The 25474-nt window shown below is 67.6% G+C and carries 30 protein-coding genes; 11 read left to right on the forward strand and 19 right to left on the reverse strand.

The window, feature by feature from the left end; all coding sequences use genetic code 11:
- Positions 1-465: 465 nt before the first annotated feature.
- The gene (locus B7R21_RS00005; RefSeq protein ID WP_116281207.1) at positions 466-960 is read right to left on the reverse strand and encodes a GNAT family N-acetyltransferase; all 495 of its coding nucleotides are present in this window, start codon (positions 958-960) and stop codon (positions 466-468) included.
- Positions 961-1076: 116 nt separating this feature from the next.
- Between B7R21_RS00005 and B7R21_RS00010 the strand changes: the two genes are divergently transcribed.
- Positions 1077-1586, forward strand: coding sequence for a GNAT family N-acetyltransferase (locus B7R21_RS00010; protein ID WP_253259549.1), 510 nt, complete (start codon positions 1077-1079; stop codon positions 1584-1586).
- A gap of 15 nt (positions 1587-1601) precedes the next feature.
- Here B7R21_RS00010 and B7R21_RS00015 read toward each other — a convergent pair whose 3' ends face one another.
- The 4 genes from B7R21_RS00015 to B7R21_RS00030 form a co-directional block, all read right to left on the reverse strand.
- Positions 1602-2423 carry a carbohydrate ABC transporter permease gene (locus B7R21_RS00015; RefSeq protein WP_253259550.1) on the reverse strand — a complete coding sequence of 274 codons (822 nt, stop codon included), beginning with the start codon at positions 2421-2423 and terminating at the stop codon, positions 1602-1604.
- Between the two features lie 10 nt (positions 2424-2433).
- Complete coding sequence (locus B7R21_RS00020; protein WP_116281208.1) at positions 2434-3414, reverse strand: carbohydrate ABC transporter permease; 981 nt, start codon at positions 3412-3414, stop codon at positions 2434-2436.
- Positions 3411-4739, reverse strand: a complete 1329-nt coding sequence (locus B7R21_RS00025; protein ID WP_116281209.1) for an ABC transporter substrate-binding protein — start codon at positions 4737-4739, stop codon at positions 3411-3413. Before B7R21_RS00025 ends, B7R21_RS00020 begins: the two co-directional genes overlap by 4 nt.
- Positions 4740-4831: 92 nt before the next feature.
- Positions 4832-5398, reverse strand: a complete 567-nt coding sequence (locus tag B7R21_RS00030) for a TetR/AcrR family transcriptional regulator (protein ID WP_116281210.1) — start codon at positions 5396-5398, stop codon at positions 4832-4834.
- Positions 5399-5518: 120 nt separating this feature from the next.
- Here B7R21_RS00030 and B7R21_RS00035 point away from each other — a divergent pair, with 120 nt between their 5' ends.
- A complete protein-coding gene (locus tag B7R21_RS00035) occupies positions 5519-6418 on the forward strand; it encodes an SDR family oxidoreductase (protein WP_116281395.1) in 900 nt (299 codons plus the stop codon).
- On the opposite strand, the gene B7R21_RS00040 is transcribed toward B7R21_RS00035, so the two are convergent.
- The 3 genes from B7R21_RS00040 to B7R21_RS00050 form a co-directional block, all read right to left on the reverse strand.
- A complete protein-coding gene (locus B7R21_RS00040; RefSeq protein WP_116281211.1) occupies positions 6400-7206 on the reverse strand; it encodes a ferritin-like domain-containing protein in 807 nt (268 codons plus the stop codon). The genes B7R21_RS00035 and B7R21_RS00040 overlap by 19 nt on opposite strands.
- An 85-nt stretch (positions 7207-7291) precedes the next feature.
- Positions 7292-8119 (reverse strand): siderophore-interacting protein, encoded by an 828-nt coding sequence (locus B7R21_RS00045; protein WP_116281212.1) that lies wholly within the window; start codon positions 8117-8119, stop codon positions 7292-7294.
- Between the two features lie 41 nt (positions 8120-8160).
- Positions 8161-8784 (reverse strand): TetR/AcrR family transcriptional regulator, encoded by a 624-nt coding sequence (locus B7R21_RS00050; protein ID WP_116281213.1) that lies wholly within the window; start codon positions 8782-8784, stop codon positions 8161-8163.
- A 123-nt stretch (positions 8785-8907) separates the two neighbouring features.
- Between B7R21_RS00050 and B7R21_RS00055 the strand changes: the two genes are divergently transcribed.
- A complete protein-coding gene (locus B7R21_RS00055; RefSeq protein ID WP_116281214.1) occupies positions 8908-9474 on the forward strand; it encodes an NAD(P)H-dependent oxidoreductase in 567 nt (188 codons plus the stop codon).
- A gap of 46 nt (positions 9475-9520) precedes the next feature.
- Here the strand turns inward: B7R21_RS00055 and B7R21_RS00060 are convergent, their stop codons facing one another.
- From B7R21_RS00060 to B7R21_RS00075, 4 genes are all read right to left on the reverse strand, one after another.
- Entirely contained in the window at positions 9521-10684 is a 1164-nt protein-coding gene (locus B7R21_RS00060) for an ABC transporter permease (protein WP_172591988.1), read from the reverse strand.
- 110 nt (positions 10685-10794) lie between these two features.
- The gene (locus B7R21_RS00065) at positions 10795-11556 is read right to left on the reverse strand and encodes an ABC transporter ATP-binding protein (RefSeq protein ID WP_116281216.1); all 762 of its coding nucleotides are present in this window, start codon (positions 11554-11556) and stop codon (positions 10795-10797) included.
- A complete protein-coding gene (locus tag B7R21_RS00070; protein WP_147305759.1) occupies positions 11553-12689 on the reverse strand; it encodes a peptidoglycan-binding protein in 1137 nt (378 codons plus the stop codon). The genes B7R21_RS00065 and B7R21_RS00070 overlap by 4 nt, the downstream gene beginning before the upstream one ends.
- The gene (locus tag B7R21_RS00075) at positions 12686-13396 is read right to left on the reverse strand and encodes a hypothetical protein (protein WP_116281218.1); all 711 of its coding nucleotides are present in this window, start codon (positions 13394-13396) and stop codon (positions 12686-12688) included. The genes B7R21_RS00070 and B7R21_RS00075 overlap by 4 nt, the downstream gene beginning before the upstream one ends.
- Before the next feature lie 93 nt (positions 13397-13489).
- Here B7R21_RS00075 and B7R21_RS00080 point away from each other — a divergent pair, with 93 nt between their 5' ends.
- From B7R21_RS00080 to B7R21_RS00090, 3 genes are all read left to right on the forward strand, one after another.
- The gene (locus B7R21_RS00080) at positions 13490-14161 is read left to right on the forward strand and encodes a response regulator transcription factor (RefSeq protein ID WP_116281219.1); all 672 of its coding nucleotides are present in this window, start codon (positions 13490-13492) and stop codon (positions 14159-14161) included.
- Positions 14158-15405 (forward strand): sensor histidine kinase, encoded by a 1248-nt coding sequence (locus tag B7R21_RS00085; RefSeq protein WP_116281220.1) that lies wholly within the window; start codon positions 14158-14160, stop codon positions 15403-15405. The genes B7R21_RS00080 and B7R21_RS00085 overlap by 4 nt, the downstream gene beginning before the upstream one ends.
- Before the next feature lie 137 nt (positions 15406-15542).
- Positions 15543-16004, forward strand: a complete 462-nt coding sequence (locus B7R21_RS00090; protein ID WP_116281221.1) for a hypothetical protein — start codon at positions 15543-15545, stop codon at positions 16002-16004.
- On the opposite strand, the gene B7R21_RS00095 is transcribed toward B7R21_RS00090, so the two are convergent.
- Positions 15961-16602, reverse strand: coding sequence for an alpha-ketoglutarate-dependent dioxygenase AlkB (locus B7R21_RS00095; protein WP_116281222.1), 642 nt, complete (start codon positions 16600-16602; stop codon positions 15961-15963). The two genes, B7R21_RS00090 and B7R21_RS00095, sit on opposite strands and share 44 nt — an antisense overlap.
- 120 nt (positions 16603-16722) lie before the next feature.
- Between B7R21_RS00095 and B7R21_RS00100 the strand changes: the two genes are divergently transcribed.
- A complete protein-coding gene (locus B7R21_RS00100; RefSeq protein ID WP_116281223.1) occupies positions 16723-17067 on the forward strand; it encodes a hypothetical protein in 345 nt (114 codons plus the stop codon).
- Between the two features lie 35 nt (positions 17068-17102).
- On the opposite strand, the gene B7R21_RS00105 is transcribed toward B7R21_RS00100, so the two are convergent.
- Positions 17103-18476 (reverse strand): MFS transporter, encoded by a 1374-nt coding sequence (locus B7R21_RS00105; RefSeq protein WP_147305760.1) that lies wholly within the window; start codon positions 18474-18476, stop codon positions 17103-17105.
- A gap of 99 nt (positions 18477-18575) precedes the next feature.
- Here B7R21_RS00105 and B7R21_RS00110 point away from each other — a divergent pair, with 99 nt between their 5' ends.
- On the forward strand, positions 18576-19100 hold the full coding sequence (locus tag B7R21_RS00110; RefSeq protein WP_172591989.1) for an SRPBCC family protein: 525 nt from the start codon (positions 18576-18578) through the stop codon (positions 19098-19100).
- Positions 19097-19765 carry a dienelactone hydrolase family protein gene (locus B7R21_RS00115; RefSeq protein WP_116281226.1) on the forward strand — a complete coding sequence of 223 codons (669 nt, stop codon included), beginning with the start codon at positions 19097-19099 and terminating at the stop codon, positions 19763-19765. The genes B7R21_RS00110 and B7R21_RS00115 overlap by 4 nt, the downstream gene beginning before the upstream one ends.
- 5 nt (positions 19766-19770) lie before the next feature.
- Here B7R21_RS00115 and B7R21_RS00120 read toward each other — a convergent pair whose 3' ends face one another.
- A complete protein-coding gene (locus tag B7R21_RS00120) occupies positions 19771-20289 on the reverse strand; it encodes a DinB family protein (protein WP_116281227.1) in 519 nt (172 codons plus the stop codon).
- 109 nt (positions 20290-20398) lie between these two features.
- Here B7R21_RS00120 and B7R21_RS00125 point away from each other — a divergent pair, with 109 nt between their 5' ends.
- Together B7R21_RS00125 and B7R21_RS00130 are read left to right on the forward strand one after the other, a co-directional pair.
- On the forward strand, positions 20399-20710 hold the full coding sequence (locus B7R21_RS00125) for a DUF2470 domain-containing protein (protein WP_116281228.1): 312 nt from the start codon (positions 20399-20401) through the stop codon (positions 20708-20710).
- A 30-nt stretch (positions 20711-20740) separates the two neighbouring features.
- Entirely contained in the window at positions 20741-21394 is a 654-nt protein-coding gene (locus tag B7R21_RS00130) for a heme oxygenase (biliverdin-producing) (protein ID WP_116281229.1), read from the forward strand.
- Between the two features lie 3 nt (positions 21395-21397).
- Here B7R21_RS00130 and B7R21_RS00135 read toward each other — a convergent pair whose 3' ends face one another.
- The 4 genes from B7R21_RS00135 to rpsN all read right to left on the reverse strand — a co-directional run bounded on the left by B7R21_RS00135 (position 21398) and on the right by rpsN (position 25474).
- A complete protein-coding gene (locus tag B7R21_RS00135; protein ID WP_116281230.1) occupies positions 21398-22672 on the reverse strand; it encodes an ATP-dependent DNA helicase in 1275 nt (424 codons plus the stop codon).
- On the reverse strand, positions 22669-24618 hold the full coding sequence (locus B7R21_RS00140; RefSeq protein WP_116281231.1) for a cytochrome c oxidase assembly protein: 1950 nt from the start codon (positions 24616-24618) through the stop codon (positions 22669-22671). Before B7R21_RS00140 ends, B7R21_RS00135 begins: the two co-directional genes overlap by 4 nt.
- A 157-nt stretch (positions 24619-24775) precedes the next feature.
- Positions 24776-25063 carry an HU family DNA-binding protein gene (locus tag B7R21_RS00145; protein WP_104245587.1) on the reverse strand — a complete coding sequence of 96 codons (288 nt, stop codon included), beginning with the start codon at positions 25061-25063 and terminating at the stop codon, positions 24776-24778.
- Positions 25064-25168: 105 nt separating this feature from the next.
- Positions 25169-25474 (reverse strand): 30S ribosomal protein S14, encoded by a 306-nt coding sequence (rpsN, locus tag B7R21_RS00150; RefSeq protein WP_116281232.1) that lies wholly within the window; start codon positions 25472-25474, stop codon positions 25169-25171.

Here is a 25474-nt window from a genome sequence, read left to right on the forward strand (position 1 = left end):
CCAGCCACCACAAAGTCAAACACCACACCGAATGGACCCTCCAACAAACCCCCCACGGCACCATCACCTGGACCTCACCCGCCGGACACGAATACACCACCCACCCCACCCCCATCGCACCACCCACCGTCAGATTCGACAACGAGCCCACCACACCACCACCCTTCTGATGCAAGGCAACGCCGGCGCCACCCTCCTGACCGCCCCCTCCCTAACCGGGAACTCGGCCAGATCACCCGACACCCTTCGCCCGAGGCCCCACCCGTGGCCCCCGGGGCAGCTGGGGCAGCCGGGGCAGCTGGCAACGTCAAAGACTCGGCGTCGGGAGCGGATCGATGCGGCCAGCTCCAGCACCTCGTGGGCACCGCGAGGGCAGCGCAAGCGAAGCCCAGACCACCGCACAGGCGGCGCACGGCCGGGCTTGAAGCACCGGCCATTGGGACAGCCGCGCGGGGGCGCGGCGAGTCAGACGGGAGTGGCGACCGAGCCCGCGGCGGCGCGGAGGTCGCGGGCAAAGCAGAGCGAACCCTCTGAGTGCACGTAGTGGCCGAACAGGGGGATGCGTGTGTACCCCTCCCGCGTGTAGAAGCGCACAGCGTCGGGTTGAGCGGGGCCCGTCTCGAGTTTGAGCGTCGAGACTCCGCGCGCGGCGGCCTCCGCTTCGAGGGCCCGGAGGATCGCCGTGGAGACACCACTTCCCCGCGCGGCCTTCACCACGAACATCCGCTTCACTTCGGCTTCGGACGGTCCGAGCATCCGGAGCGCACCACAGCCCACGGCCGAACCGTTCTCGCCTCGGGCCACCAGGAACACTGCGATGTCGTCGGCCGAGGGCTTCACGCCCGGTTCCGTGTCAGCACCGTACCGGGTGTCGAGTTCGTCCCGTTGGGCGCGGCGGAGGGTCTCACCGTCGGGGTGGTTCCAGTCGGTGGGCAGGATCGTCAGGGTCACAGGATCCATTTTCGCTCATCGTCGAGGCGCCCTTGTCTGCCGGCCGCTCCGAACAGCCGACCCGCACGCCGCAACCGACCATCCCACTGCCCGCACGCGAGGCCGCGCGAGTTTAGGCTGTGGGTGTGAACACCCCGTCGATCACCGTGCGCCGCACCGCAGAGAGCGACTGGGCCGCGGTGCGCACGCTGCGGCTCGAGATGCTCGCGGACACGCCCATCGCTTTCGGCGAGACGCTCGCGGCCGCCGAGTCTCTCGGGGAGTCGGCGTGGCGCGAGCGGGCCCGGCGGGGTGAGAACCCGCGCGGTACGGCACTGGTCGCGATCGACGAGAGCGCAGGCGGGCGATGGGTCGGCACGATGGGTGGGTACCGCGATCCGGTGGGTCCGATGCTGGTGGGCGTCTACGTGACGCCCGACCATCGCGGGCACGCCTCCGGTGTCACCGATCTGCTCCTCCGGGGCGTCGAGGAGTGGGCGCGCGGCGAGTCCGATGCCCTCTACCTGCACGTGCACACGGAGAACGCACGGGCCATCGCAGCCTATGAGCGCCGTGGATATATCGCCACGGGAGTGCTCTTTCCGTACATCCTGAACCCGCACCAACGCGAGATGGAGATGCGCAAGGCGCTCTGAGCGCCGAACACGGGCTCAGCGGATCCCGCTCCGCGCGAAGCCCTGCACGAAGTACCGCTGGAACACCAGGAACAGCAACACCATCGGCAGCACGTTGATGAGCGCGAAGGCCATGGTTCCGCCGTAGTCCGCGCCGAACTGGCCCTGCAGGTACAGCAACCCGATCGGCAGCGTGAACAGCGCGTTCTGCTTCAGGGCGATGAGCGGCCAGGCGAAGTCGTTCCAGGTCTGCAGCAGGCTCATGAAGAACAGCACGGCGATCAGGGGTTTCGAGAGCGGCAGGATGATCCGGGTGAACACTCGCCAGTTGCCGGCCCCGTCCATCCGTGCCGCCTCGATCAGGTCGCGGGGGATGGCGAGGATGAACTGTCGGGCCAGGAAGAGCCCGAACGCCGAGGCGGCGGTCGGCAGGATGACGGCCCAGTAGCTGCCGTAGAGCCCGAGCCCGGTGACCAGCCCGAAGAGCGGGACCATGATGACCTGCACCGGGATCATCAGGGTCGCCAGCGCGATCAGGAACAGCACGGTCGACCCCCGGAAGCGCAGGTGCGCGAGAGCGTAGCCGCCCAGCAGGTTGACGGTCACCGTGATGATCGCCACGCTGACGGCGATCGCGGTCGAGTTGCCGAACCAGGTCACGACGGGGAACGCCGCGAACACCCGCTCGAAGTTCGCGAGCGTGAGGTTCTCGGGCCAGAGGCGGAGCTCGCCGCCGAGAAGGTCGGCGCGGCTCGAGAAGGCCACCACGATCATCCAGTACAGCGGGAAGATCACGATGATCGAGATGATGACGGCAAGGGCGACGCGCACCATGCGCCAGCGGTATGTGTCGGTCACAGTGGTTCTCCTAGTCGACCAGGTCGCGGGTTCGGCTGACCCGCCACTGCACGGCGGTGAAGACGAGCGTGATGACCAGCAGCACGACCCCGATGGCGGCGGCGTAGCCCTGGTCCCGGGTGACGAAGCCGTTGTTGTAGGCGTAGGTCACGAGAACGGATGTCGCGTTCTGGGGCCCGCCGCCGGTGAGCACGAACACGATGTCGAACACCTGGAACGAGTAGATGACATTCATGATCAGCAGGAAGAACGACGACGGACCGACCAGGGGAACGGTCACGAACCGAAAACGCTGCCAGCCGCCGGCCCCGTCGAGCCGGGCTGCTTCATAGAGCTCGGGGCTGATCCCCTGCAGTCCCGCCAGATAGATCAGCATGTTGAAGCCGACCCGCCACCACAGTGTCACGATGACCACGGAGGCGAATGCGGCGGCACCGCCCGACTGCCATTCGACCGCGGGCAGACCCACGAACTTGAGCAGCTTGTCGAGCACCCCGTTGTTCTGGTCGAAGACCAGCACGCCGATGAGGGCCGTCGCGACTCCGGAGATCGCCATCGGCAGGATCAGGATGCTGCGGAAGAGCCCCCGCGCGGGCAGCACCGAGTTCATCAGCACGGCCGCCCCGAGGCCGAGCAGCATCGACAGCGGCGTGACGATCGCCGTGAAGAGAGCGGTGTTGATGGTCGAACGCCAGAACACGGGGTCTGTCGCCAGCCGGGCGTAGTTGTCGATGCCGGTGAACGTTCCGGTGCCGAATCCGTCGGTGCGCTGGAAGCTGATGACGACGGCCGAGACCAGCGGCACGATGACGAAAAGGCCGAGCAGCAGGAGGTTCGGGGTGAGGAAGGCGTAGCCGGCGAGGGTCTCGCGGGCACGACTGCGTCCGCGTCGCCGGGGGCTCGCCGTGCGGGCGCCCGCTTCGGAGGAGGTACCCGGCGCGGCAGAACGGGCGGCGGCAGCACCCGCACCGAGGCCGACGGCAGCGGTCATGACCCGGCCGTCGCGGCGGAGATCCCCGATGTCATCGCGGCGAGCGTGTCGGACGTGCTCTGGCCGCCCACGAAGGCCTGCTCGAGCTGGTCCTGCAGCACCGTGATGATCTTCGACATCGACGGTGACGTGACCTGCCCGGAGTCCTTGGCCTGCACGCTCGACGCCTGGCCGACGAACACCGGCGAGAGTTCGGGGCGCACCGCGAAGTCGATCCCGCTCGCCGTGAGATCGGCGCGGGTCGGCAGCAGCGAGGCTCCCGCACAGAACTGCCGCATCTCCTCCTCCTGGGTGACGAACTGCAGGAACGCGCTGGCGAGCTCCGGGTTCGCGGTCGCCTTGGTGGCGACCAGGGCGTTGCCGCCGAAGTCTCCCGCCGAGCGCACGTTGCGGGGGGAGAATGTGGCTCCCCATTCGAAGTCGAGCGTCGACGTGGCATCCGGAACCAGGAAGGCTCCTGCAGACACCATCGCCGAGGTCTGGGCGTACCAGATGTCGCTGGCGAGAGTCGTCGACTTGACCGAGTTGTTCTGCGGCACGAAATTCGAGCTGAAGAAGTTCTTCGTGTAGTCGACCGCCTGGCGGCCGGCATCCGAGTCGATCGCCGGGGTTGTGAGGTCGTCGTTCAGGAACGCACCGTCGGATTCGAACAGCCAGCTGAGCCAGCGTGTGACACCGTTGCCCTGCCAGTTCGCGGCGTACGGATACTTGTCAGCCGGCAGCGATCCACGGAGCTTCTGCAGCACGGAGCCGAATTCATCCCAGCTCCACGCGTCGTCGAGAGTGGTCGGAATCGAGGTGATGCCGGCCGTCTCGAGGGCGGCCTTGTTGTACAGGATGACCGAGGTGTCGGTGTGGTGGGGAACACCGAAGGGGGTCTTCCTGCTCTGCACGGCAGCCCAGGCCGCAGGCGTGAACGCGTCACTGAAGCCTGCGGGCAGGTACGTGCTCAGGTCGAGGAGCTGGTCGCGCCCGGCGTAGCTGCCGAACGTGTAGTACGGAACGCGGAAGATGTCCGGCGGGTTACCCGCCTGCAACTGGGCATCGATGTTGGTGAACATCTGGCCGTAGGGAACGGAGTTCAGCGAGACCGTCGCCCCGGCGTTCGCCTGCTGGAACCGGTCGATGGCCGCCCGGAAGCCGGCCAGTTCGGCGTCGGTGCCCCAGGTCGTGAACGTGAGAGTGCCCGTGGCGCCCGAGCCGCCCGTGCCTGTTGCCCCGCCGCCCGACGTGGTCGCGGGGGGCGCGAACCCGCAGCCCGCGAGGAGGAGCGGGAGGGATGCGGCCCCCGCACCGATCAGGATTTGGCGTCGAGTGAGCTCCATGGGGGGATCCTTCCGAGTGCGCTTATGCGAGACAAGCAGTCTCACCCGCGCGCCCCGGGCTTCGACAGGGCTTGCGCGCATCGCAGAATCCGTCAGGGTGCCGCGGTCAGCTCCCGCAGTTCCGCGAGCGCCACGCGGATGCATTCGGCGAAGTCACCGGGCGGATCGTCGCCCACCCAGGTGTCGAACCCGATCGAGAACACGCTGACCCCGGTGTGGGCAGCGAGCCGGGCCGGAAGGGCCGCGACACCGCGCAGGCGGAGCGCACCGGCGGCCGCCTCCCCCAGCGCGGAGAGTTTGAGAAGCTCCCGCTCCATCAGGCTGGGGTTCGCCGCAAGCAAGGCTGCTCGCTGGCACGACCATTCGCGGTTGCCGCCGATGCGCTCCGCCCCCGCGAACATCCCCGCGAACACCGCATCGACCGGAGACTCATCGGTCGGCGCGGCCTCGATCGCTTCGAGCACGATCCGCTGCAGCTCACTCGCACCCCCGAAGAGCACCTCGCGCTTGTCGGCGAAGTAGCGGAAGAACGTGCGCTCGGTCACCCCGGCCCGCTCGGCGATCTCCGCCGCGGTCGTCTGCTCGAAGCCCCGCTCGACATACAGCTCCATGGCACTCAGCATCAGGCGGCCCTCGGCGCCCGGTTTCCATCGTCCCATCTGCCCAGTCTAGCAATCGGGCGAACACATGATGTCGGTGACTGACATCATGTGTTACGGTTCTGATGTCAGCAACTGACATGGATGCCCGGCCGACGAGCCGGAGGAATGGAGAACATCATGCGCATATTCGTCACCGGCGCTTCCGGCTGGATCGGCTCGGCCGTCGTCCCCGAGCTTCTGGATGCCGGCCACACCGTGACCGGGCTCGCCCGCAGCCAGGCGTCCGCCGACGCTCTCACCGCGGCTGGCGTCGCACCGATCGCCGGAAGCCTCGACGACCTCGACAGCCTGAAGGCCGGCGCAGCCGACTCCGATGGCGTCATCCACCTCGGCTTCAAGCACGACTTCAGCGACATGGCGGGCGCCGGGCGCACCGAGCGGGCCGCCGTCACAGCGCTCGGCGACACCCTCGCGGGCTCCGACCGACCCCTGCTGTTCGCCGCTGGAGTGGCCGGGCTCACCCCGGGCCGCGCCGTCACCGAGAACGACCCGTCGCCCGCGGTCGGCCCCGATGCGCCCCGCGGCGGAGGCGAGAACTTCGCCTTCGAGTACGCCTCGCGCGGTGTGCGCCCCGTCTCGCTGCGCTTCGCCCCCACCGTGCACGGCGACGGCGACCACGGCTTCCTGTCCACGATCGCCGGCGTCGCGCGCGACCGCGGCGTCTCGGGCTACGTCGGCGACGGGTCGAACCGCTGGGCCGCCGTCAATCGCAGCGACGCCGCCAAGCTCGTCCGCCTCGCGCTCGAGCAGGCCGAAGCCGGTGCGATCGTGCACGCGGTGGGCGAGGAGGGCATCAGCGCCCGCGAGATCGCCGAGACCATCGGACGCCAGCTCGGTGTGCCGGCCGAGTCGGTGGCTCCGGATGCCGCAGCCAGCCATTTCGGCTGGATCGGCATGTTCTTCGCACTCGACATGTCCGCCTCGAGCATGCTCACCCAAGAGCGGTTCGGCTGGACGCCCACCCACCCCGGCCTGGTGGCCGACCTCGAGGCCGGCTACTACACCCGCCGCGCGTAACCCGCGAAGTACTCGCGGGACTCCACCCCGGGGCCGAACGCCGGCGGCTGGGCCTCAAGACGGAAGGCCGCGGGAACGGCTCGCCCGAACTGGCCGAGCGCCCGTCGCCAGAACACGGCTGGCGAGAGACCCAGGGCGCGCATCGCGGCACCGTGGTCGACAGCGAGCACCGTGGCCGCCCCGACGGCGACGATCCATGCGGCGCCGGCCGCGAGCATCCGTACCGCCCGGGGAGTGCGCGCGAAACCGGCCCGCAACTGGTCGATCTGGAACTTCACATGCTCCACTTCATCGGTCAGCACCCGGCGAGCGACGCCGTGGATGACCGGATCGCTCGATCGGCTGAGCGCGCCGAAGTACTCCATCGCCGTCGTCTCGGCGATGAGGAACAGTGTCACCTCCGTGCGGAGGCCGAGCATCCGCCGCAGCACGACGAACGAGGCATCCGACCAGTGCGAGGTCAACCGGCTCTCGCCGAACCGTTCCAGAGCGGCGGCGAACAGCGCGGAATGCTTCTGCTCCTCGCCGATGAAACGGATCAGAGCCGATTCGTACGCGGGGTCGTGGCGGCGAGCTGCCTTGCCGAGCAACCCCTTGCCCTCACCGCTCTCGCCGAGCTCGAAACGCTGCAGCGAGCGCGCGATCGCCACCACGTCGGCGGGCGGGAGCAGGCACACCGTCTGCCAGGGAATCAGCGCATCCAGTCGCGCATGCCGCGCGGTGTTGGCTTCGAAATAGTCGTCCCAGATGCCGAAGTCGGGCGTCTGGATGGGGGTGGGCGTGGGCATCCGGTCTCCTGTCGCTGTGAACTACAGGAGATAACATATCGAATATCAATATGAAATGCACGCTTTTCGATATGGAATGGTGCGCTCAGTCGGAGACGGGCTCGATGACCCCGACCGGTTCACGCTTCTCGGCCTGGAACCGATCCTCGGTGCGGCCGGCGGCCCAGTAGCCCGAGAGCGACAGCTCAGAGCGCAGCACGCCGCGGCGCTTGAACACGTCGCGGAGCTCCTTCATCGACTCCCGCTCGCCGTGCGCGAACACCTGCGGCCGGCCCGCGAGCCATTCGGCACCGTCGACTGCCGCAGCGAGCGTCACACCGGGGGCGCTGTGGATCCAGGTCACCGCCACGTCGGCCGGGGCATCCAGAACCAGCTCGTCGGCGGCATCCGTCACCTCCACGAACGCGAGGCCGCGAGCGGTTCGGGGCAGAGCCGCCAGCGCCGACGCGATGGCGGGCAGGGCGGACTGGTCGCCGGCGAAGAGGTGCCAGTCCGCAGCGGGATCGGGCGCATAACCGCCACCCGGGCCGGCGAAGGCCAGCGGGTCGCCGGGCTCCGCTGCGGCTGCCCACGGTCCGGCGAGGCCGTCGTCGCCGTGCACCACGAAGTCGATGGTGAGCGTGCGGGCGACCGGGTCGACCTCCCGCACGGTGTAGGTGCGCGTGACGGGCAGCTCCCCCGGTGCGGTGAAGGCGATCTTGACATATTTGTCGGTGGAGTCATTCGTCTGGAATGCGTCGAACTCGTCGCCGCCCAGCACGATGCGAACGAGGTGGGGGGTGAGCTGCTCACGGCGCACGACGGCGAGAGTGATCTGCGGGCGGGCCGGGCGGGCGGCGCGCTGGGTCGGGGTCGCGGATGTGTTCGGGGGCGTGTTCTGGTTCGGTGATGTGTTCGGGTTCGGTGATGTCATCGGCTTGCTCCTTCGAAGTAAGGCAAGCCTAACAAGCCGTCTCAGGATGCCCGGGGGGCCGTGACCCGTCGCACAAGATCCTCCCAGCCGTCGGCCACCCGCTCCATCGTGACGTTCTGGCTGCGGTTCTCGTAGAGCACCAGCGTTGCGTCGAGGCTCGCGAGCAGGTTGAACGCCATCACGGCCGAATCGCCGTCGTAACCCGCCCGGTTCAACAGCATGTGGATGTGCAGGGCACTCGCAGAACGCGGAGCCGACGCATATCGGTCGTCGGGGCGATCCTCAGCCGCCCGCAGCAGGTCGCCCTGAACCTCGAGCATCGCGATCCGTTCGCGACCGAAGGCCACGAGGCGATCAGTCGCGGACGCTCCCGGCCCGAGCGGTGGTTCGCCGCTCATGAACCGTCGCTGAAAGTCGGTCTCGATGTCGTTCACCAGCGCGAGCATGAGCCCGGTGCGCGATCCGAAGCGCCGGAAGACGGTTCCCTTGCCCACGCCGGCCTCCGACGCGACCAGGTCCATGGTCAGGCCGTCGACCCCCCGCTCGGCGAGGATGCGGCGGGCCGCGGCGATGACGAGGGCGCGGTTGCGTTCGGCGTCGGCACGCGGCGGAACGGCTGGCTCCCCCACGAGCAGAGGCCGTGGCGGCAGCGGCCGGGCATCCATCCCCCGACCGTAGCACCTCGGCCGCCGGGGCCCCGCGAAGAAAATCCACCGAACCGGGAATAACCGGACCATAGTCCGGTTGCATCCACTGACACCCCCAGCCGTCTTTTCTCAGGAGAAACAATGTCAGACACCTCGATCCTCGTTCTCGTCGGAAGCCTCCGCGCCGGCTCCACCAACCGCCAGCTCGCAGAAGCCGCCATCGGCGTCGCCCCTGAAGGCGTCGAACTGACCATCTTCGAAGGCCTCGCCGACATCCCGTTCTACAACGAGGACATCGACGTCGAGGGCACCGTTCCCGCCGCGGCCACCACTTTCCGCGATGCTGTCGCCGCAGCCGATGCCGTGCTCGTCATCACCCCCGAGCACAACGGAACCATCCCCGCCGTGCTGAAGAACGCCATCGACTGGGCCTCGCGCCCCTTCGGCGCGAGCCCCATCTCGGGCAAGCCGGTCGCCACCATCGGCAGCGCCTACGGCCAGTTCGGCGGCGTCTGGGCCCAGGACGAGACGCGCAAGTCTCTGACCCTCGCCGGTGCCTCGGTGCTCGAGGACATCAAGCTGGCCATCCCCGGCTCGGTCGTGCGTTTCGCTGAGATCCACCCGAAGGACGACGCAGAGGTCGTCGGCCAGCTCGAAGCCGTCGTGCGTGGCGTCGTGGCCGCTGTCTCCGAGAAGGCTGCGGCGTAACCCGCGCCCCCCTGCGCCCACGCCTCGCTGCGGCCCGCGTGCGACTTCACCCCGCCTTCAGCGCGGTCGTGGGTGGCACGCGCGCTGCGCGCGTGGCGGGCTGCAGGCCGGCCAACACCCCGACGATCACGGCGACGCCCGGGAACAGGGCCGCCGACGCGAGCGGAAGCACGAACACCTGGCCGTTCACTGTCGTCGCGACTCCCACGACGACTGCCCCAGCGGCCCAGCCGACGATTCCTCCCACCCCGGACAGCACGATGCACTCGAGGAGGAACTGCCGGGCGATGTGATTCGCGCGGGCCCCGAGTGCTCGTCGCAGGCCGATCTCCCCGCGACGTTCGAGCACCGCGACCACCATGGTGTTGGCGATTCCGATGGCGCCGACCAGGAGCGCGACGGCTGCCAGACCCGCGACGAGCACCGACATGCTGTCGTCGACAATGGCCCTCGTCGCGACCAGTGCTGACGGGTTCGACACACTCACAGTGCGAGGGTTCGACGGGTCGACGGTCGGTGCGAGCATCCGACGAACCGTGTCGAGGCTCTCCGCTCTCACCCTCATCGTGAGCGAGATGATGTGCGATGCGTCGTGGTCGGACCAGAGCCGTTGCTCGGCCCAGGCATCACCGAGCAGCACGGAGGTATCGAGCCCGGCCACCCGCGGCCGCGGGTCGAGGATGCCTGAGACCGCGTACCACTCCGAGCCCACCCAGATGCGTTGGGCAGCGTGGTCGACACCGAGAGGGTCCACACCGAGAGGGTCGACACCGAGAAGATCGACACCGAGAAGACGGGCCGCTTCGTGCCCCAGGACCACCTCGGGGAGAGCGCGCCCGGCCTCGCCGAACGATTCCCCTGCGCCGAACTCGGCACCGACGGCAGCGAAGTACCCGGGGTCGACGGCTGCGACCGTCAGCCCATTCGACTCCCCCGCCGGCACGAGATCGTTCCGGTACGCATGCATTTCGCGGGGAACGGATCGGAGAACCGCCACAGATTCAACCGCCGGCATTCGAGCGACCATAGCGGGTGCGCTGGAGGGCAACTCGGCGGCGTCGCCGTCGACACCGACAACCGGCGTGACGACCACGAGGTTTGCGCCCTGTGCATCGAGGTCGGCAAGGACATCTGCCTGGTTCGACGCGGAGAGCCCCAGTATGGCGGTCAATGCGGCGATGCTGACGGCGATGCCGAGGGACGAGAGCACCGACCGCGTGGATCGTGATCGGATACCACTGAGGGCGGTGCGCCAGGCGTCGATGTGCCTGAGACGGGAGGGAGCGACGCACCCTCCCGTTGAAGCGCGCAGCTCTCCCATCAGACGTGCCCTTCTGTTTCGGACGGAGAACCGACGCCCGCGGCGTGCGCCGCAGCAACCCGTCGCGTCTCGTCGCTCAGAATCCGCCCGTCGCTCAGCACGATGCGACGATCCAGTGCCCCTGCGATCTCACGGTCGTGCGTGACCACGACGACGGCCGTGCCTCGGCCGGCGACCGACTGGAGCAGACGCATGACTCCGGCGCCAGAGACGGAGTCGAGCGCCCCCGTCGGTTCGTCGGCCAGCACGAGCGAGGGTTCCCCGACGAGCGCGCGCGCGACGGCGACCCTCTGCTGCTCTCCGCCGGACAACTGCGACGGGCGGTGTGCGAGGCGGGCGCCGAGTCCCACCCGCTCCAGGGCGAGAGCAGCCCGTGAGCGCCGGGTACGGGCATCGGTGCCGGTGTAGAGGAGCCCGAGCGCGACATTCTCGACAGCACTGAGAGTGGGCAGCAGAAAGAACTGCTGGAAGACGAAACCGACGAATCGTGCCCGTACTGCCGAGCGGTGCGCGTCCGTCATGCCCGAGACGTCATGTCCCGCAATTCGCACCGCACCGAGGTCTGCGACGTCGAGTGCGCCCATGAGCGCCAGAAGGGTGCTCTTCCCTGAGCCCGACGAGCCGACCAGCGCGACGATCTCGCCGGCCCTAACCGTGAGGCTCACATCGTCGACCGCCCGAACGGGAACCGCACCGCCGAAGCTCCGGCTGACCCCGGCGAGTTCGAGGACCGTCTCCGCCTCGAGGGATTCGCCCGTCATCCGGGAACCACCACCCTGTCGCCTTCATCGAGCTCGCCTGCCGTGATCTGCACGCGCGAGTCAGCGATGAGACCGATCTCGACGGGCACAGTGTGCGAGCGGGAACCGGCAGGCACGGAAGCGCCTGCCGAAGAGCTGCCCGACGAAGTGTCATGCGGGGTGGGCGGGGGCGTGGCCGGAGGGTCGGCCGCATCCACGATCTCGACAGCGTATCCGCCACCGGCAAGCGCGACCAACGCCGTCACCGGAACCACAAGTGCGTTCTCGGCCCCACCTGTTCCCACGGTCACCCGCAGCGCAGGAAGCCCCAGGCCCTCGAGGAGCGACTGGTCGGGGAACTCGACGCGAGCAGACGGCGTCGTCGTCTTCGCCGGATCGCTCGTGGCCGCCCCTCCCGGGTCGATCGCAGCAATCGTCGCGGGCGTCTCACTGCCGCTCGGCAGCCTGACTGTGACGGCCATCCCGGGGGCCAGTTGCGTCAGTTGCGCTGCGGTCACCTTCATGCGGCCGTGGATGCCCGGCTCTGTGTACGACAGGACGGGGCCTGTGGCACTGGCACCGACGAGGGCGCTGATCCCACTGATCCTGACGGCGGGCGCCGAGACCATCACCACGTCTGCCTGTTCGATGACGCCGGTTCTCTCTCTGCCGGCCGCCTTCTGCCATGCGCGGATCGCCCGTTCGGTCGCCGCCGTGAACGTGTTGTCGACCGTGAGTCCGTCGCCGAAGCCGAGGTCAGCCAGATTCTGCTCCACCTGCTGCACATCGGGCCCGTCGCTCATCCCGCTCTCGACAGATCGCCAGAGTGGCCGCGCTCCCCGGAAAGCGACGACCGCGTGCCCGTCGACCTCGTAGAGCGCCTGCCCGGCGCCCACGACCTCACCCGGCTGCGGAAGCCGGGTGAGGGTTCCACCGACCCCTACCAGTGCGGTCGGTGCGGAATACTCGAGCGATGCACTCAGAACGAGATGGGCGGAGAGTGTGGTGCGCTCGGCGACTGCCGTCTGACGCGGAGATCCGGGGCTGCCCCCAGCACCGGCCCACGGCTGCCAGAGCGCGGCGACGAGCCCTCCGCCGAGGAGGAGGCCGAGAGCGGCGACACCCGCCAGGCGCACAACCGAAGGAGTACTCACTGCCCGGCGCCCTCGGTCGGCTCAAGAGCGGCGAACAGGAGTGAAGTGACCTCCGGGGCCCAGGCTTTGTCGTAGGCTCCGCCGAACGTGGGCATCGCAATACTGAAGGTCTGTCCCTGACCTCCCTGGGCATTGGCGTCGACGCTCGGGTCGGTAACCGGGGCGCCCTGCCCGAACACGGAGGCACACGCCGTGACCACAGCGAAGAACGCTGACTTGGTCGTACCCTCGGGCACCAGCAGGGTGTCCTCGGCAGCGATGTCGGGGTCGGGGAAGTCGGAGAGACCGTTCTGCCGCGCGCAGGCAGCGAACGCGCGGCTCTGGTCGATCATCTGGGCCGCTAGCGCGGGGTCTTCGTCGAAGACTTCGGCGTGATACTCCGGTACTCGCGCGGAGCACGCTTTCTCGGCCTCGCCGAAGGGGCCGTCGGCGGAGGCATCCACGAAGACGTTCGAATCATCCTCCCCCGCCTCGCTGATCCCGCCCGGCTTGGCCTCCACGCTCACTCCGACGAAATTCGTGTCGTTGACGAACACGCCGTCGACACCTTCACCGGTGAGACAGTCGGCGTACGCGCGGGCCACCTCGGGCGAGTTGGCTGGCGCGGATGCAGCTGCTTCACCCGACGAGCTGCATCCCGCCAGGGAGAATGCCGCGACAAGAGCGAACGGAAGCAGGAGAAGAGGCACGTGGCGGAGGTGTTTCATGAGGGAGTTCCTTTTCTGTGGGTACGCAACCGTTCTAACCACCCGACCAGTGGTAAATTAGACGATACTTTCTCATGTTCTTCTCACGAATGGATGGCTGGCGTGCTCCGTGTGCTGATAGCCGAAGACGAGACCGACCTCGCCGATTCCCTCGCCGAAGGTCTTCGCGCCGAGCGGCACGTGGTCGAGGTCGCCTATGACGGAGCCTCCGCTCTGACGTTCACTGAAGTGTTCTCCTTCGACGTGATACTCCTCGACCGCGATCTGCCGCTGCTGAGCGGCGACAGCGTCTGCCGCGCGCTGACAGCCCTGCGGTATCCGGCTCGCATCATCATGCTGACCGCCGCGTCACTACCGGGCGCAAGTGTCGAGGGACTCGACCTCGGTGCCGACGACTACATCACCAAGCCATTCGGCTTCGACGACCTGCTTGCACGGCTCCGTGCCATCGAACGGCGGCAAGCGGGCACAGCACTCGACGTGACCTGGCGGGACCTCTCCCTCGACTCTGCGGCCCGTCGGGTGACCCGGTCAGGCAGACCGGTCGACCTCGCTCCCAAGGAGTTCGACTGTCTGCGCGTCCTCCTGGCGTCGGCTGGCCGGGTGGTGCCCTTCTCCGAGTTCGCCGATCGGGTGTGGCCCGCGGACTCCGAACCGTCGAGGGGTGCGGTCAAGGCGGTCATCCACTCCCTTCGGAGAAAACTCGGGCAACCCGACCCCCTCGAGACTCAACACGGTCTCGGCTATCGGCTGGGACAACCGTGAGCCGCGGGAGATTCGCCGCGCGACCCGGTTTCCGGCTTCGCCTCACGCTGGTGTTCTTTGCCGTCTTCGTCGTCGCGGCCGCTGCACTGCTGATCATCGAATACGGTGTCGTCTCGGCCCTGTTCGACCGCTCCCTCGCCAACGCGTTCGTCATCACGCCGGCTGAGATGAACGATCCGTCAGCGGTGTCCGACCCGTCCGCGACCTCATGGATCGTCCAGAGCGGCGACGGGGCCTTCCTCGACTCGAACGCGGGATCGACCGTCTCGATCGTCGCCGATGCGCAGGCGGCCACCCGGGACGAAGTGCTGAACGGACTGGTTCTCTGGTCGGCGCTCGCGCTCGTCGCCTTCTCGGCTCTCGGCTCCGCCGTCGCCTGGTGGCTGGCAGGTCGACCGCTTCGCCGCATTCGGGACGTGACCGCTCTCGCCCAGAACATCTCCGAACACGACTTGACCGATCGGCTCGCACTGACTGGCCCGCGCGACGAGATCCGTCTTCTCGGCGACACCTTCGACGACATGCTCGCCCGGCTGCAGGTCGCGTTCGAGTCGCAGGGTGTGTTCATCGCGAACGCATCCCACGAACTGAGAACACCGCTCGCTGTGATTCGAACCAGTCTGGAGGTGGCGCTTCGACGACCACACATCGCCGGAGATGTACGCACTGGCATCGAGCGGGCACTCCGGGCGAACGAGCGGAGCGAGTCCCTGATCTCGTCGCTCCTGACGCTTGCTGGGGTGCAGAATGCCGAACGCCCCTCGAAGAGCTCCCAGCGGCTCCTTCCTCTGCTCTGCGGCGAGATCGACGCGTACGCCGAACAGGCCCTTCAGCGCGACATCGTGGTGCTGAACGCCTGCCCACCCTCGGTCAGAGCGATGATCGACACGTCGCTCTTCGCACTGCTGTTCACCAATCTGTTGTCGAACGCGATCCGCTACAACCAGTACGCGGGGTCGATCACCATCGAGTGCGAACAGCGTGCGGATAAAGCGGTGCTCGTCATTTCGAACACAGGCGAAATGCTCGCCGAACCTGTCACCGACCTGGTAAAGCCGTTCCACCGCGGCACGTCGACACGGCTCTCGAACCAGATCGGAGGCTCGCTCGGCGTCACACCCGGGTCAGGCCTCGGCCTGGCCATCGCAGCATCGGCGGCCGATGCTCTGGGCGGCACACTGAGCCTCGAGCCACGGAATGGCGGCGGCATGCGCGCCGAAGTCGTGCTGCCGTGCTCCGAGTAGAACTCGGCTACGCCTGAAGGCCGGCGGTGTCACACTCGTTCCCAACCGCTCCTCCCCAGAACGCTTCCTGGCCCCGTTCTCCACAGATCCCGCGGTCAGCCGCCCGGACAGTGGATGACCGGGCCATTCTTCTCGGTATGAACACTCTTCTGGCCGCCACGGCCCACCGAACCCCGCTCACCACCGATGCCCAGATCGAAGACCGCGTGCTCGCCCTGATCGGCACCGCCGGCCACCGACAGCTGTGGATGATGTTCCTCGATCACGACGACGACCAGCTGCCGGTGGTGATCCCGCTCGACGATCTACCCCGGGTACCGGATCGCGCACAGACCGACGTGCTCGTCGGCCATCTCGCCGGCGTGCTCCACCAGGTGGCAGCAGTGCAGATCGTGCTGGTGTGGGAGCGCCCCGGCAAAGGCAAGCTGACTGAGCTCGACCAGGCGTGGGCCCGCGCCATCGCAGAGAACTGTTCCCGTCGCGGGGTGCGCCTCCGCGCGCAGCTGCTCAGCCACACCCGCGGTGTGACGATCCTCGACCCCGCGGACTACGCCCTCACGCCGACAGGCGCTTCCAGTGCGGGCGGAACTGAATGCTGATGCGCGGGCCGACAGCCTGCTTCGATTTGAGGATCGCGTGCTCGTACGTTCGCTGGCAGCTGCCGCCCATCACGAGCAGGTCCCCATGACCGACGGGGAACCGCTGCACCTCTCCTCCGCCCTTCGGCCGCAGCGACAGCGTGCGGGCCGCTCCGACCGAGACGATCGCCACCATGGTGTCCCGGTTGATCGCCCGGCCGACGCGGTCGCCGTGCCACGCCACACTGTCGTCTCCGGTGCGGTAGAAGCACAGGCCCGCGGTCTCGAAGACCTGGTCTGCCGGGCGGCGGTAGTGATCGTTGAGGTCGTTCTGGGCGCGCTCGAGCACCGGGTCGGGAAAAGTCGCCTCCGGGCCGAACCACGAGACGAGCCGCGGCACCTCGACCACCCTGTCGTACATCTCCCGCTTGTCTGCCTGCCACGGAACGTGCTGCGCCAGGCGTTCGAAGAGCGCGTCGGAGTTCGTCACCCACCCGGGCCGGATGTCGAGCCAGGCGCCCTCGTCCAGCACAATACGGCGCACGGAACCACCGAGCGTCTCGAGTTCGGGCTCGGCGTCGATGTCGTCGAAGAGGGAGGACTGGAATGCAATGCTCATCCTGCCAGCCTACAGACATTCGAATGTATGTTCTATTATTTTGCTCACAGGCACAACCAGCGGGCGTCGAGTCAGTGAGAAGGGCTATCGTCCGGACCGCCGGTGGGATAGACCGGAGGAATGACGAACCCCGGTTCCGACCGACCATCCGACCTCGACCCGACCAGAGTCAGGAGCCAACCCTCGCTGACCACGTCGACGGGGCGCATCTGGCTGGTCGTCGGCGGCCTCTTCGCCCTGATCGCAGCCGTGATGCTGTTCGCGTTGATGTCGTTCGCTCCGCAGGGTCTCGCGGCGGTCGCGCTCGTGGTGGTCGTGCTGCTCTACGTCTCGATGGTCATCACACAGCTGCTCACCCGCCGCGGAAGAGTCCGGCTCGGGATCCTTGCGGCACTGATGATCCTGATGGCCCTTGTCGCACTCGGCAGCGTGCTCGTTCTCGCGGCATCCCAGACAGCCACCTAGGAGATCAACGCGGTGGAAGAGCGGCCGGTGGTGGCTCAGCGGGCGGCGGTCGCCGGCCGACGCCGCTCGCTGAGGGCGCACACGACACCGAACGCGCCGACTACGAGTGCCGCCCACGCTGCGACCTCGAATGCGCTGTAGGCCGTGCCGTGGTCGATCGCGGCTCCGACCACAGCACCGCCGAGCGTGACGCCGACCGAGAGCCCGATGGATGGCCAGGTGAGCGCCTCGGTGAGCCGGGAATCCTCGACCAGCCCGGCGATGAGCGAGGTGCCCGAGATCAGCACCGGAGTCGTGACCAGCCCCGCGATGAAGATCAGGCTCGCGAGCGCGACCGGCGTCTGGAGCACCAGCAGGCACGGCACCACCACCGCATAGGCGAGCGACGCCACGAGCACCCGGCTGGCCGGTGCCCAGCGGGCGCTCAGCGGCCCGAAGGCGAATCCCGCCACGACACTTCCGGTCGCGAAGACAGCCAGGATGACACCCGCGAGCCACGGCTCCTCCGCCTGGCGGGAGATGCTGATCGCCCCCACATCGACCGACGCGAAGACCACCCCGACACCGAGGTAGACCGGCAGCAGTCCGACCACACCGGCGGGCAGGCGGAAGCGCTGACGCAGAGGCAGAGCGATCGCAGGCGGCGGGACGATCTCAAGGGGCAGAGCGATCGCAGACGGCGGGACCGGCACCACCCGCGGCATGGTGCTGCGCTGCATCCAGAGGGCGACTCCTCCGACCAGCGTCACGAGCACCCCCGCCGTGAATCCCGCAAGCGGTCCCGCTGTCGCGGCGATCAGCGTCACAGCGGGTGGGCCGACCACGAACACCAGTTCATCGTTGACCGCCTCGAGTGCAAGCGAGGTGTGCCGGCTCTCGTTCGACTTCAGCACTCGTCTCCAGCGCGCCCGAACGAGAGAACCCATGTCGAGGGAGCCTGCCCCGAGCGCGAACGCGCAGACGAACCAGCTCCACACCGGTGCCCCGACGACGATCGTGAGGGCGAGAGCCGCCGCCGCGACCACGGTGGCGGCGAGGCTGACCGGCAGCACCAAGGCCTGGCCCCGCGCATCCGCCGCCCGCGACCATAGCGGGCCACCCACCGCAATGCCGAGAACGATGGTTCCGGCAACGGCACCTGCCAGAGTGAAACTGCCGGTCTGCGCGGAGATGAGCAGGATGGTCGCGATTCCGCTCGTCGAACGGGCGAACCGGCCCAGCCAGCCCGCCAGCGTGAACTGCCACGACCCGGGCACGCCCAGAATGTCGGCATACGACCCGAAGACACGAAGGCGCTCCCTGGGTCGCTCCCCTGCGCGCTCCCCCGGGCGCAGCGAATCCGACGAGACCAACGAACCCTCACCGCCCTGCCCCGAAGGCAGGTGAGCCTGCCGGCCACTCGGGGCCACGGCTTCAGTTTAGACGACAGTCCGTTCGACGTCGGGAGAAGTAGAGTTGACCAACCGACAACGCCTGGTGGGAGTCTCATGGAGCGCGAGCAACTGGTCATGTTCACTGTGGTCGGAGTGAGCTTCTCGCCACCCGACATTGCGTTCGACATCGTCGTTCCGCGTGACGACAGCACCCTCTTCAAGGGCTACCTCAAGGTGCTCCCTGCCGTGGTCGACACGGTCGACTTCGAAGGCGGCGACTACGATCACCCCGGGGCATCCAGAACCGTGAAGCTCTCCGACGGCGGCTCGTTCCGCGAGGAGATCGTGCGCTACGAGCGCCCGGGAACGACCGATCCGGATGCCGCGGGCCACTTCGACTACGACGTCACGCTGTTCACCGGCATCCTCAGCCGCATCGTCTCCGAGGGCATCGCCCGCTGGACCTACGCACCCGGCTCGACCGGCCGCACCCACATCATGTGGACATACGGCTACCGCCCGCTGCCCGGCCGACGGTTTCTCGTGAAACGCGTCATCGGTCCGCTCTGGATGCAGTACATGCGTCGCGGCATGGCCGCCGCCCTCACCGCCGTCGCCGAGTCCCGCCCCGCAGAGGTCGCCCCGCCGGATGAGTCGTGAGCGCGTTCATCGACATCCCCTCCCCCGGCTGGCCCCTCACCTTCGGCACACCGGGAAGTCCCTGCGTGGTGATCGTCCATGACCGGTTCGGTCGGTTGCCCTACCTCGAGTCCTACGCCACAGCACTGGCGAACCGTGGCTTCTTCGTTGTCGTCCCCGACCTCTTCAACGGACTCGCCACGATCGACGGACCGAGCGCAGACGAACTCCACGATGGCATGGATCTGGGTTTCGCGCTGGCGACCCTCGACGATGCCATCGAGCTCGGGCGGGGTGGCTCGGCGGCCACCTCCACGTCGGCGGCGGCGAAAGTCGGGATCCTCGGGTTCGAGGTCGGCGGCTGGCTGGGGCTCCAGGCCGGGCAGGCAGGCTCAGCGGATGCCGTCGTCTCGTACGCCGGAGGCCTGGCTGAGAGCGAATCGGGCATCCTGCCCTGCCCTGTGCTGCTGAACTACTCAGACCTCGGCACGTGGGGAACCGGCATCGAAGCCGACCAGTTCGTCAGCCGGCTGAAGGAGATGGGAACCCCGGTCACCCGACACACCTATGTCGGCACGAACGACATCTTCGCGAACGCGACCCTGATCGAGCGCCTCGACAAGAATGCTGCGGCGTTGGCGTTCGCCCGGTCGACGAACTTCCTGCAGGAGCAGCTGGTCGACTGAGCCCGTCAGCCCCTCACATCGTGGAGGTGGTGCACCGGGTCATGGATGAAGTAGCAGGCCAGGCTCTCGACCGTGAAGGACGAGCCGTCGCCGCGGCGACCGGTGCGCTGCCCTGCGCCTGCGGGTACGGCTTCGAACGCCAGGGCGACTTTCTCGGCAGCCTCGGTCAGTTCACCTGAGACAGTCGCCGGGTCCTGCTCGCTGTAGTGATTCTCGAGTGCCGTCGCGTCCTGGTCCCAGTTCGGGAAGGCCGGATCGTCTTCCGCCAGCATCAGCTCGAGTCGCCCCCGGAAGATCCGGAACACGTCGCGCACGTGAGCCGCGTACTCGAGGTCGGACCAGGTCGACGCGTCCGGCCTGTCGCCGACTCCCGGCCGGGCGAGCACGGCCAGCCAGGCCGCCGCATTCTCCCTGACCAGGCCAGGAACGTCGCCGAGCGTGATCGCGCCCGAGTCGAAACCGCATTCGGGGCACTCTCGCTCGAGCACCCAGGTCCAGTTCTTCGTGTCGGGAACGATCGTCATGCGCTCATCCTACGAAGGCGCCAGCCGCAGCGCGTCCCGGTTCGGGACAGCGCCCGACGACTTCCTGCCAACCCCTGCACGCCGCGCCGCTTCCGCTACGGTTGCCCCCATGACTGCATTCGAGTCCGCTGTCGTGGCCGCCATCCTCTCCCACATGAACAACGACCACCCCGACGACAACCTCGTGATCGTGCGGGCCTTCGGTGCGCCGGATGCCGAACGGGCCACCATGGTCGACCTCGACACGATCGGGGGCACGTGGACAGCGTGGCTGGCCCCCGAAGACGAGACGGTGCAGGTGGTCATCCCGTGGCCCGCCGGCACGATCGCCGCCCGAGGCGAGATCCGCCGGGAGATCGTGGCACTCTACGACGCCGCATCCTCGGCCCTGGGTCTTCCTGCGCGCGACCACGTCGGGTAAGGTAAGGGCAACCTAACCTCAGGAGTCGCCGTGTCGAATGTGATCCCCTTCTCGCAGGCCCTCCGCGAGCGCACCTGGTCTGGGCACGGCGCGAGTGAGAGCGCCGGGTTCATGACCGACCTCATGAACGGCAAGGGCAATCGCGACGACTACATCGCGCTGGTCGCCCAGCACTTCTTCATCTACGAGGCCATCGAGGCTGCCGCAGAGCGCATGAAGAACGATCCTGTGGCCGCCTCGTTCATCTCTCCGAAACTGACGCGCCTGCCGGCGATCACCGAAGACCTGCGCTTCCTGATCGGTGACGACTGGGCGGAGCAGATCACGCCGCTGCCGACAACCGCCCGTTACGTGGCCCGCATCAACGAGGTCGGGGCGACATGGAGCGGCGGGTTCATCGCCCACCACTACACCCGGTACCTGGGCGATCTCTCGGGCGGCCAGTTCATCCGCACGCTGATGCAGCGCCAGTTCGGCTTCGAGACGAACGGCGTCGGCTTCTACCTCTTCGCCGACATCGCCGAACCGCGGGAGTTCAAGGACACCTACCGCGCCCAGCTCGACGCCGTCGGCTGGAGCGACGACGAGCGCGAGCGGGTCATCGACGAAGTCGTCGCCGCGTACGGTTTCAACACCGACCTCTTTCTCGACCTCGCCCACGCGAAGGCTGTCGCCGCAGCCTGACGCTCAGCCGCGGCGCATGAAGCGCTGCACGTTCGCGTCGACGATGATGTCGGCCGGCCGGAGCGGCCTCGTGAGGTAGAGCCCCTCCAGGGAAGTGAGCCTGCTGAGTGCCACGTACGTCTGGCCCGAACTGAACACCCGCGACCCCAGGTCGACGATCGCGGAGTCGTAGGTCTTTCCCTGCGACTTGTGGATGGTGACGGCCCACGCCAGCCGCAACGGGAACTGGGTGAACTCCCCCACCACGTCTTTGGTGAGCTCCTTGCTCGTGGCCGAATAGGAGTACTTGTACTTCTCCCAGCTCACCGGCTCCACCTCGTGCACGTCGCCGTCGACCTCCACCCAGACGGATCCGGCGATCTTCGTCACCGTCCCGACGGTGCCGTTCACCCAGCGCTGCTCGGAATCGTTGCGGAGGAACATCACCCGCGCACCGGCCTTCAACTCGAGGCTCTCGTCGGCCGGGAAGGTGCGGCCGGCGAAGTCACCGGAGACCTCCGCCCGCGCCGTCTTCACCGGGCCCTTCAGCCGCTTGAGCGCCTCTGCGTTGATGCGGTTGACCGAGTCATTGCGCGTCGCGAGGGTGATCGTGCCGTCGTTCGGCGGAATGCGCGCGCCGGCACCGTTCAGAACGTCGGCGATCTCCTTGGTGACCATGCCGTGCCGCACCGCATTGAGCATGAATTTGAAGTCGTCGTCGCTCTGCCGGTGGATCTCGGTCAGTTCGACGATGTTCAGCTGCGTCTCCCCCCAGACCTTGGCGTCGAAGAACCACATCGAGGCGTAGTGGTCGGAGAAGTAGGCCCGTTCATCGGAGTCGCCCGGCACCGGGGCGAGCTGGTAGGGGTCGCCGAACAGCACCACCTGCACTCCACCGAACGCTTCGAGCGGTCGCTGCCTGGCCTGTCTCAGGCTGCGGTCGATCGCGTCCATCAGGTCGGCATTGACCATCGACACCTCGTCGATGACCAGCGTGTCGATGGTGTTGAGGAGCTTTCGCACCTCGGCGTTCTGGTCGATGTCGTGATCGGCGATCACACCGATCGGCAGCCGGAACAACGAATGGATGGTCTGGCCGCCCACATTCAGGGCGGCGACGCCTGTCGGGGCGGAGATCACCAGTTGCTTCTCGGTGTTCCAGGCGAGATGGTTCAGCAGCGTCGACTTGCCCGTGCCCGCCCGCCCGGTCACGAAGACGTGCTTCTTCGTGCTCTCGATGAGCTCGAAGACCCGCTGCTGCTCAGCCGAGAGCGTCTTTGCGCCGACCGGGCCACTCACCGCCGGGTGTCCAATCGCTCCAACATGCGGTTGTACTCGGTGAGTTCGGCATCGTTGGTGCGGTCGGCGTTCCGGTCGAGCCGCTTGGTCTCCTTGGTGTCGTTCCTCCCCCACTGGATCGCCACCGCAATGGCCAGGATCAGGGTGGGGATCTCGCCGATGCTCCAGGCGATACCACCGCCTGCCTGCTGGTCAGCGATGGCGCTCGCCCCCCAGGGCCTGCCCATCGAGCCGTACCAGTCGGCCAGCAGCAGCCCGGATCCCGTCATCAGCGTGAGGCCGAAAAAGGCGTGGAACGCCATCGTGGCGAGCAGCAGCAGCAGTCGGAACGGGTACGGCAGCCGATAGGGAACGGGGTCGACGCCGATCAGCGCCTGCGCGAAGAGGTAGCCCACGATGAGGAAGTGCACGATCATCCACTCGTGCCCGATGTGGTCGGTCGTCGCCCAGCGGAACAGAGGCGTGTAGTAGAAGGTGAGGAGGCTCGTAGCGAAGAGCACGGCGGCGACGATCGGGTTCGCGAGGAGGGTGCCGACCTTCGAGTGCACCGCGAGGAGGATCCATTCGCGACCGCCGCGCGTACCGTCGGTGCGCCTGTGGATGGCGCGAAGCGCGAGCGTCACGGGGCCCGCCGACACCAGCAGGATCGGGATCATCATGGCGAGGATCATGTGCCCGAGCATGTGGATGCTGAACAGGTACTTCTCGTACACGTTCATGAACCCGTTGGTGACGAAGAGCAGCAACAGCATGCCCAGCACCCAGAGAATCGTGCGGTGCAGCGGCCAGGAGTCGCCTCGCCGGCGAAGCCGCACCACCCCGGCGATGTAGAAGAAGATGCCGAAACCACAGATGAGGATCCAGAGCAGGTCGAAGTTCCACGCCGAGAGGAAGTTGCCATAGGTGAGTTCCACCGGAAGCGGTGAGCCGGTCAGAATCTGTGCGGGCGTCGCCTCAGGCGGAACAGTCTCGGGCACGGGCGTCGCGGTGCGCGCGAGGGCCACCGCGACACCGGAGGCGACACCCATGAAGGCGAGCTCGGCCACGACCACCTTCCAGAAGGTGCGGCGGCCGGCTCCATCGGCGAGGCGTCGGATGAGCATCCGGCGGTACATCGCACCGATGAGCCCGAGCACGATGAGGGCGCCGACCTTGACGAGCACGAGCACGCCGTAGGGCGTGAGCAGCCGGTCGAGCGAGCCGACCCGCAGCTCCGCGCTGACATACCCCGATGCCGCGACAGCGATGAAGCAGACCAGTGCCACGCTGGAGTACCGCGAGACCACCTCGACGAGCCGCGCGTTGTCGAGCTGCTTCGACAGCAGCGCCAGCACCGCCAGCCCGCCGAGCCAGACCGCGGCGAACAGGATGTGGATGAACAGGGCGGTGACCGCCGCATCGTGCCCGTCGGCTCCCGCGGCGTGCCCCTGCTGGGCCATCGGAACGAGCGTGACGACGGCGAGCACGGCGACAAACACCAGGGCAGTGAGATTGCGCACAGCGAAACACAGCACCGTGACGGCCGCCGCGAGGAGGGTGGTTTCGAGCCAGGCCTGGCCGAGCGGAACGGACACCAGGAACTGTCCGAGGATCTCGCCGAACTTCGAATCGAGGCTGGCCGACGACGACGTCACGTTCAGAAAACTCAGGAACCCGGTGATCGCCGATGTCACCGTGAGCAACGCGGCACCGGCGGCGGCGACATCCATTGCCCGGTTGAACTCCGGCTTGTCGGAGCGCAGGGCGAAGAGCGCGAGAACGAGCGCCCCGATCGTGAGGGCCACGCTCAGGTTGACGAACATCGTCGCGATCGGCAGACCGAAGCGCACGAGAGGCCCCGGGTCTGACAGCAGGAGCGCGGTCGCGCCTCCCCCGAATTCGAGACCCAGAATGAGCGCGACGAAAGCCACCCCGACCAGAGCGGCCGGGCCGGCGACACGGATCATTTTCGGCACTCGTCAACCCTACGTCAGCACAGCTGGGAACCCCGCCGCAGCAGGGATTGTGGAGAACTGGGTCCCTGAGCGCAGCTGTGGAGGAGCGTCCGAAACGCAGAGAGGGCCCCGCGCAGAAGCGCGGGGCCCTCTCTGAATCAGGTAGTGACTACTTGACTGCTGCCTTCAGCTTGCTGCCGGCGCTGATCTTGACCGAGTTGCCAGCGGCGATCTCGATTGCCTCACCCGTCTGCGGGTTGCGGCCGGTGCGAGCAGCACGCGAGGTGCGCTCGACGGCGATCCAACCCGGGATCGTGACCTTGACGCCGTTCGACACCGAGTCGGCGAGGGTTGCGAACAGGGAGTCGAGCACCTCGTTGACGGCGGTCTGCGTCTGGCCGGATGAAGCGGCGACTGCAGCGACGAGCTCGGTCTTGTTCAGTGACTTGTCAGCCATTTAGTGTCCTCCTCGGACCATCCTGCTGCTGAAGCAGCAATTCGTGTGGATCTCATGATTCTGTCGTGCGGGTGCGCCGCAACAGATGCGACGCGCGAGGGTAACCTACCAGCTTGACTTCGTGATGCCCGGCAATTCGCCCCGGTGAGCCATCTCACGGAAGCGGACACGGGAGATCCCGAAGTTCGAGAGGTGACCGCGGGGACGGCCGTCGACGGCGTCGCGGTTGCGCACGCGCACCGGCGAAGCGTCACGGGGAAGCTTCTGGAGGCCCAGGCGAGCTGCCTCGCGGGACTCGTCGGTGCCGTTCATGTCGACGAGGGCCTTCTTCAGTTCGAGGCGCTTGGTTGCCCAGCGCGCCACAATGACCTTGCGCTGCTCGTTCTTTGCGATCTTGCTTGTCTTAGCCAT

It is taken from the genome of Subtercola boreus, assembly GCF_003399625.1.
GTDB classification, from domain to species: Bacteria; Actinomycetota; Actinomycetes; order Actinomycetales; family Microbacteriaceae; genus Subtercola; species Subtercola boreus_C.

Coding starts and splice junctions, on each gene's coding strand:
- B7R21_RS00020 (WP_116281208.1), bottom strand. CDS start 3,414: ATGACCGCTGCCGTCGGCCTCGGTGCGGGTGCTGCCGCCGCCCGTTCT.
- B7R21_RS00035 (WP_116281395.1), top strand. CDS start 5,519: ATGCGCATATTCGTCACCGGCGCTTCCGGCTGGATCGGCTCGGCCGTC.
- B7R21_RS00110 (WP_172591989.1), top strand. CDS start 18,576: ATGTTCACTGTGGTCGGAGTGAGCTTCTCGCCACCCGACATTGCGTTC.
- B7R21_RS00145 (WP_104245587.1), bottom strand. CDS start 25,063: ATGGCTGACAAGTCACTGAACAAGACCGAGCTCGTCGCTGCAGTCGCC.
- B7R21_RS00050 (WP_116281213.1), bottom strand. CDS start 8,784: ATGGATGCCCGGCCGCTGCCGCCACGGCCTCTGCTCGTGGGGGAGCCA.
- B7R21_RS00090 (WP_116281221.1), top strand. CDS start 15,543: ATGAACACTCTTCTGGCCGCCACGGCCCACCGAACCCCGCTCACCACC.
- B7R21_RS00040 (WP_116281211.1), bottom strand. CDS start 7,206: ATGCCCACGCCCACCCCCATCCAGACGCCCGACTTCGGCATCTGGGAC.
- B7R21_RS00030 (WP_116281210.1), bottom strand. CDS start 5,398: ATGGGACGATGGAAACCGGGCGCCGAGGGCCGCCTGATGCTGAGTGCC.
- B7R21_RS00005 (WP_116281207.1), bottom strand. CDS start 960: ATGGATCCTGTGACCCTGACGATCCTGCCCACCGACTGGAACCACCCC.
- B7R21_RS00120 (WP_116281227.1), bottom strand. CDS start 20,289: ATGACGATCGTTCCCGACACGAAGAACTGGACCTGGGTGCTCGAGCGA.
- B7R21_RS00045 (WP_116281212.1), bottom strand. CDS start 8,119: ATGACATCACCGAACCCGAACACATCACCGAACCAGAACACGCCCCCG.
- B7R21_RS00080 (WP_116281219.1), top strand. CDS start 13,490: ATGGCTGGCGTGCTCCGTGTGCTGATAGCCGAAGACGAGACCGACCTC.
- B7R21_RS00065 (WP_116281216.1), bottom strand. CDS start 11,556: ATGACGGGCGAATCCCTCGAGGCGGAGACGGTCCTCGAACTCGCCGGG.
- B7R21_RS00075 (WP_116281218.1), bottom strand. CDS start 13,396: ATGAAACACCTCCGCCACGTGCCTCTTCTCCTGCTTCCGTTCGCTCTT.
- B7R21_RS00100 (WP_116281223.1), top strand. CDS start 16,723: ATGACGAACCCCGGTTCCGACCGACCATCCGACCTCGACCCGACCAGA.
- B7R21_RS00055 (WP_116281214.1), top strand. CDS start 8,908: ATGTCAGACACCTCGATCCTCGTTCTCGTCGGAAGCCTCCGCGCCGGC.
- rpsN (WP_116281232.1), bottom strand. CDS start 25,474: ATGGCTAAGACAAGCAAGATCGCAAAGAACGAGCAGCGCAAGGTCATT.
- B7R21_RS00140 (WP_116281231.1), bottom strand. CDS start 24,618: ATGATCCGTGTCGCCGGCCCGGCCGCTCTGGTCGGGGTGGCTTTCGTC.
- B7R21_RS00095 (WP_116281222.1), bottom strand. CDS start 16,602: ATGAGCATTGCATTCCAGTCCTCCCTCTTCGACGACATCGACGCCGAG.
- B7R21_RS00125 (WP_116281228.1), top strand. CDS start 20,399: ATGACTGCATTCGAGTCCGCTGTCGTGGCCGCCATCCTCTCCCACATG.
- B7R21_RS00025 (WP_116281209.1), bottom strand. CDS start 4,739: ATGGAGCTCACTCGACGCCAAATCCTGATCGGTGCGGGGGCCGCATCC.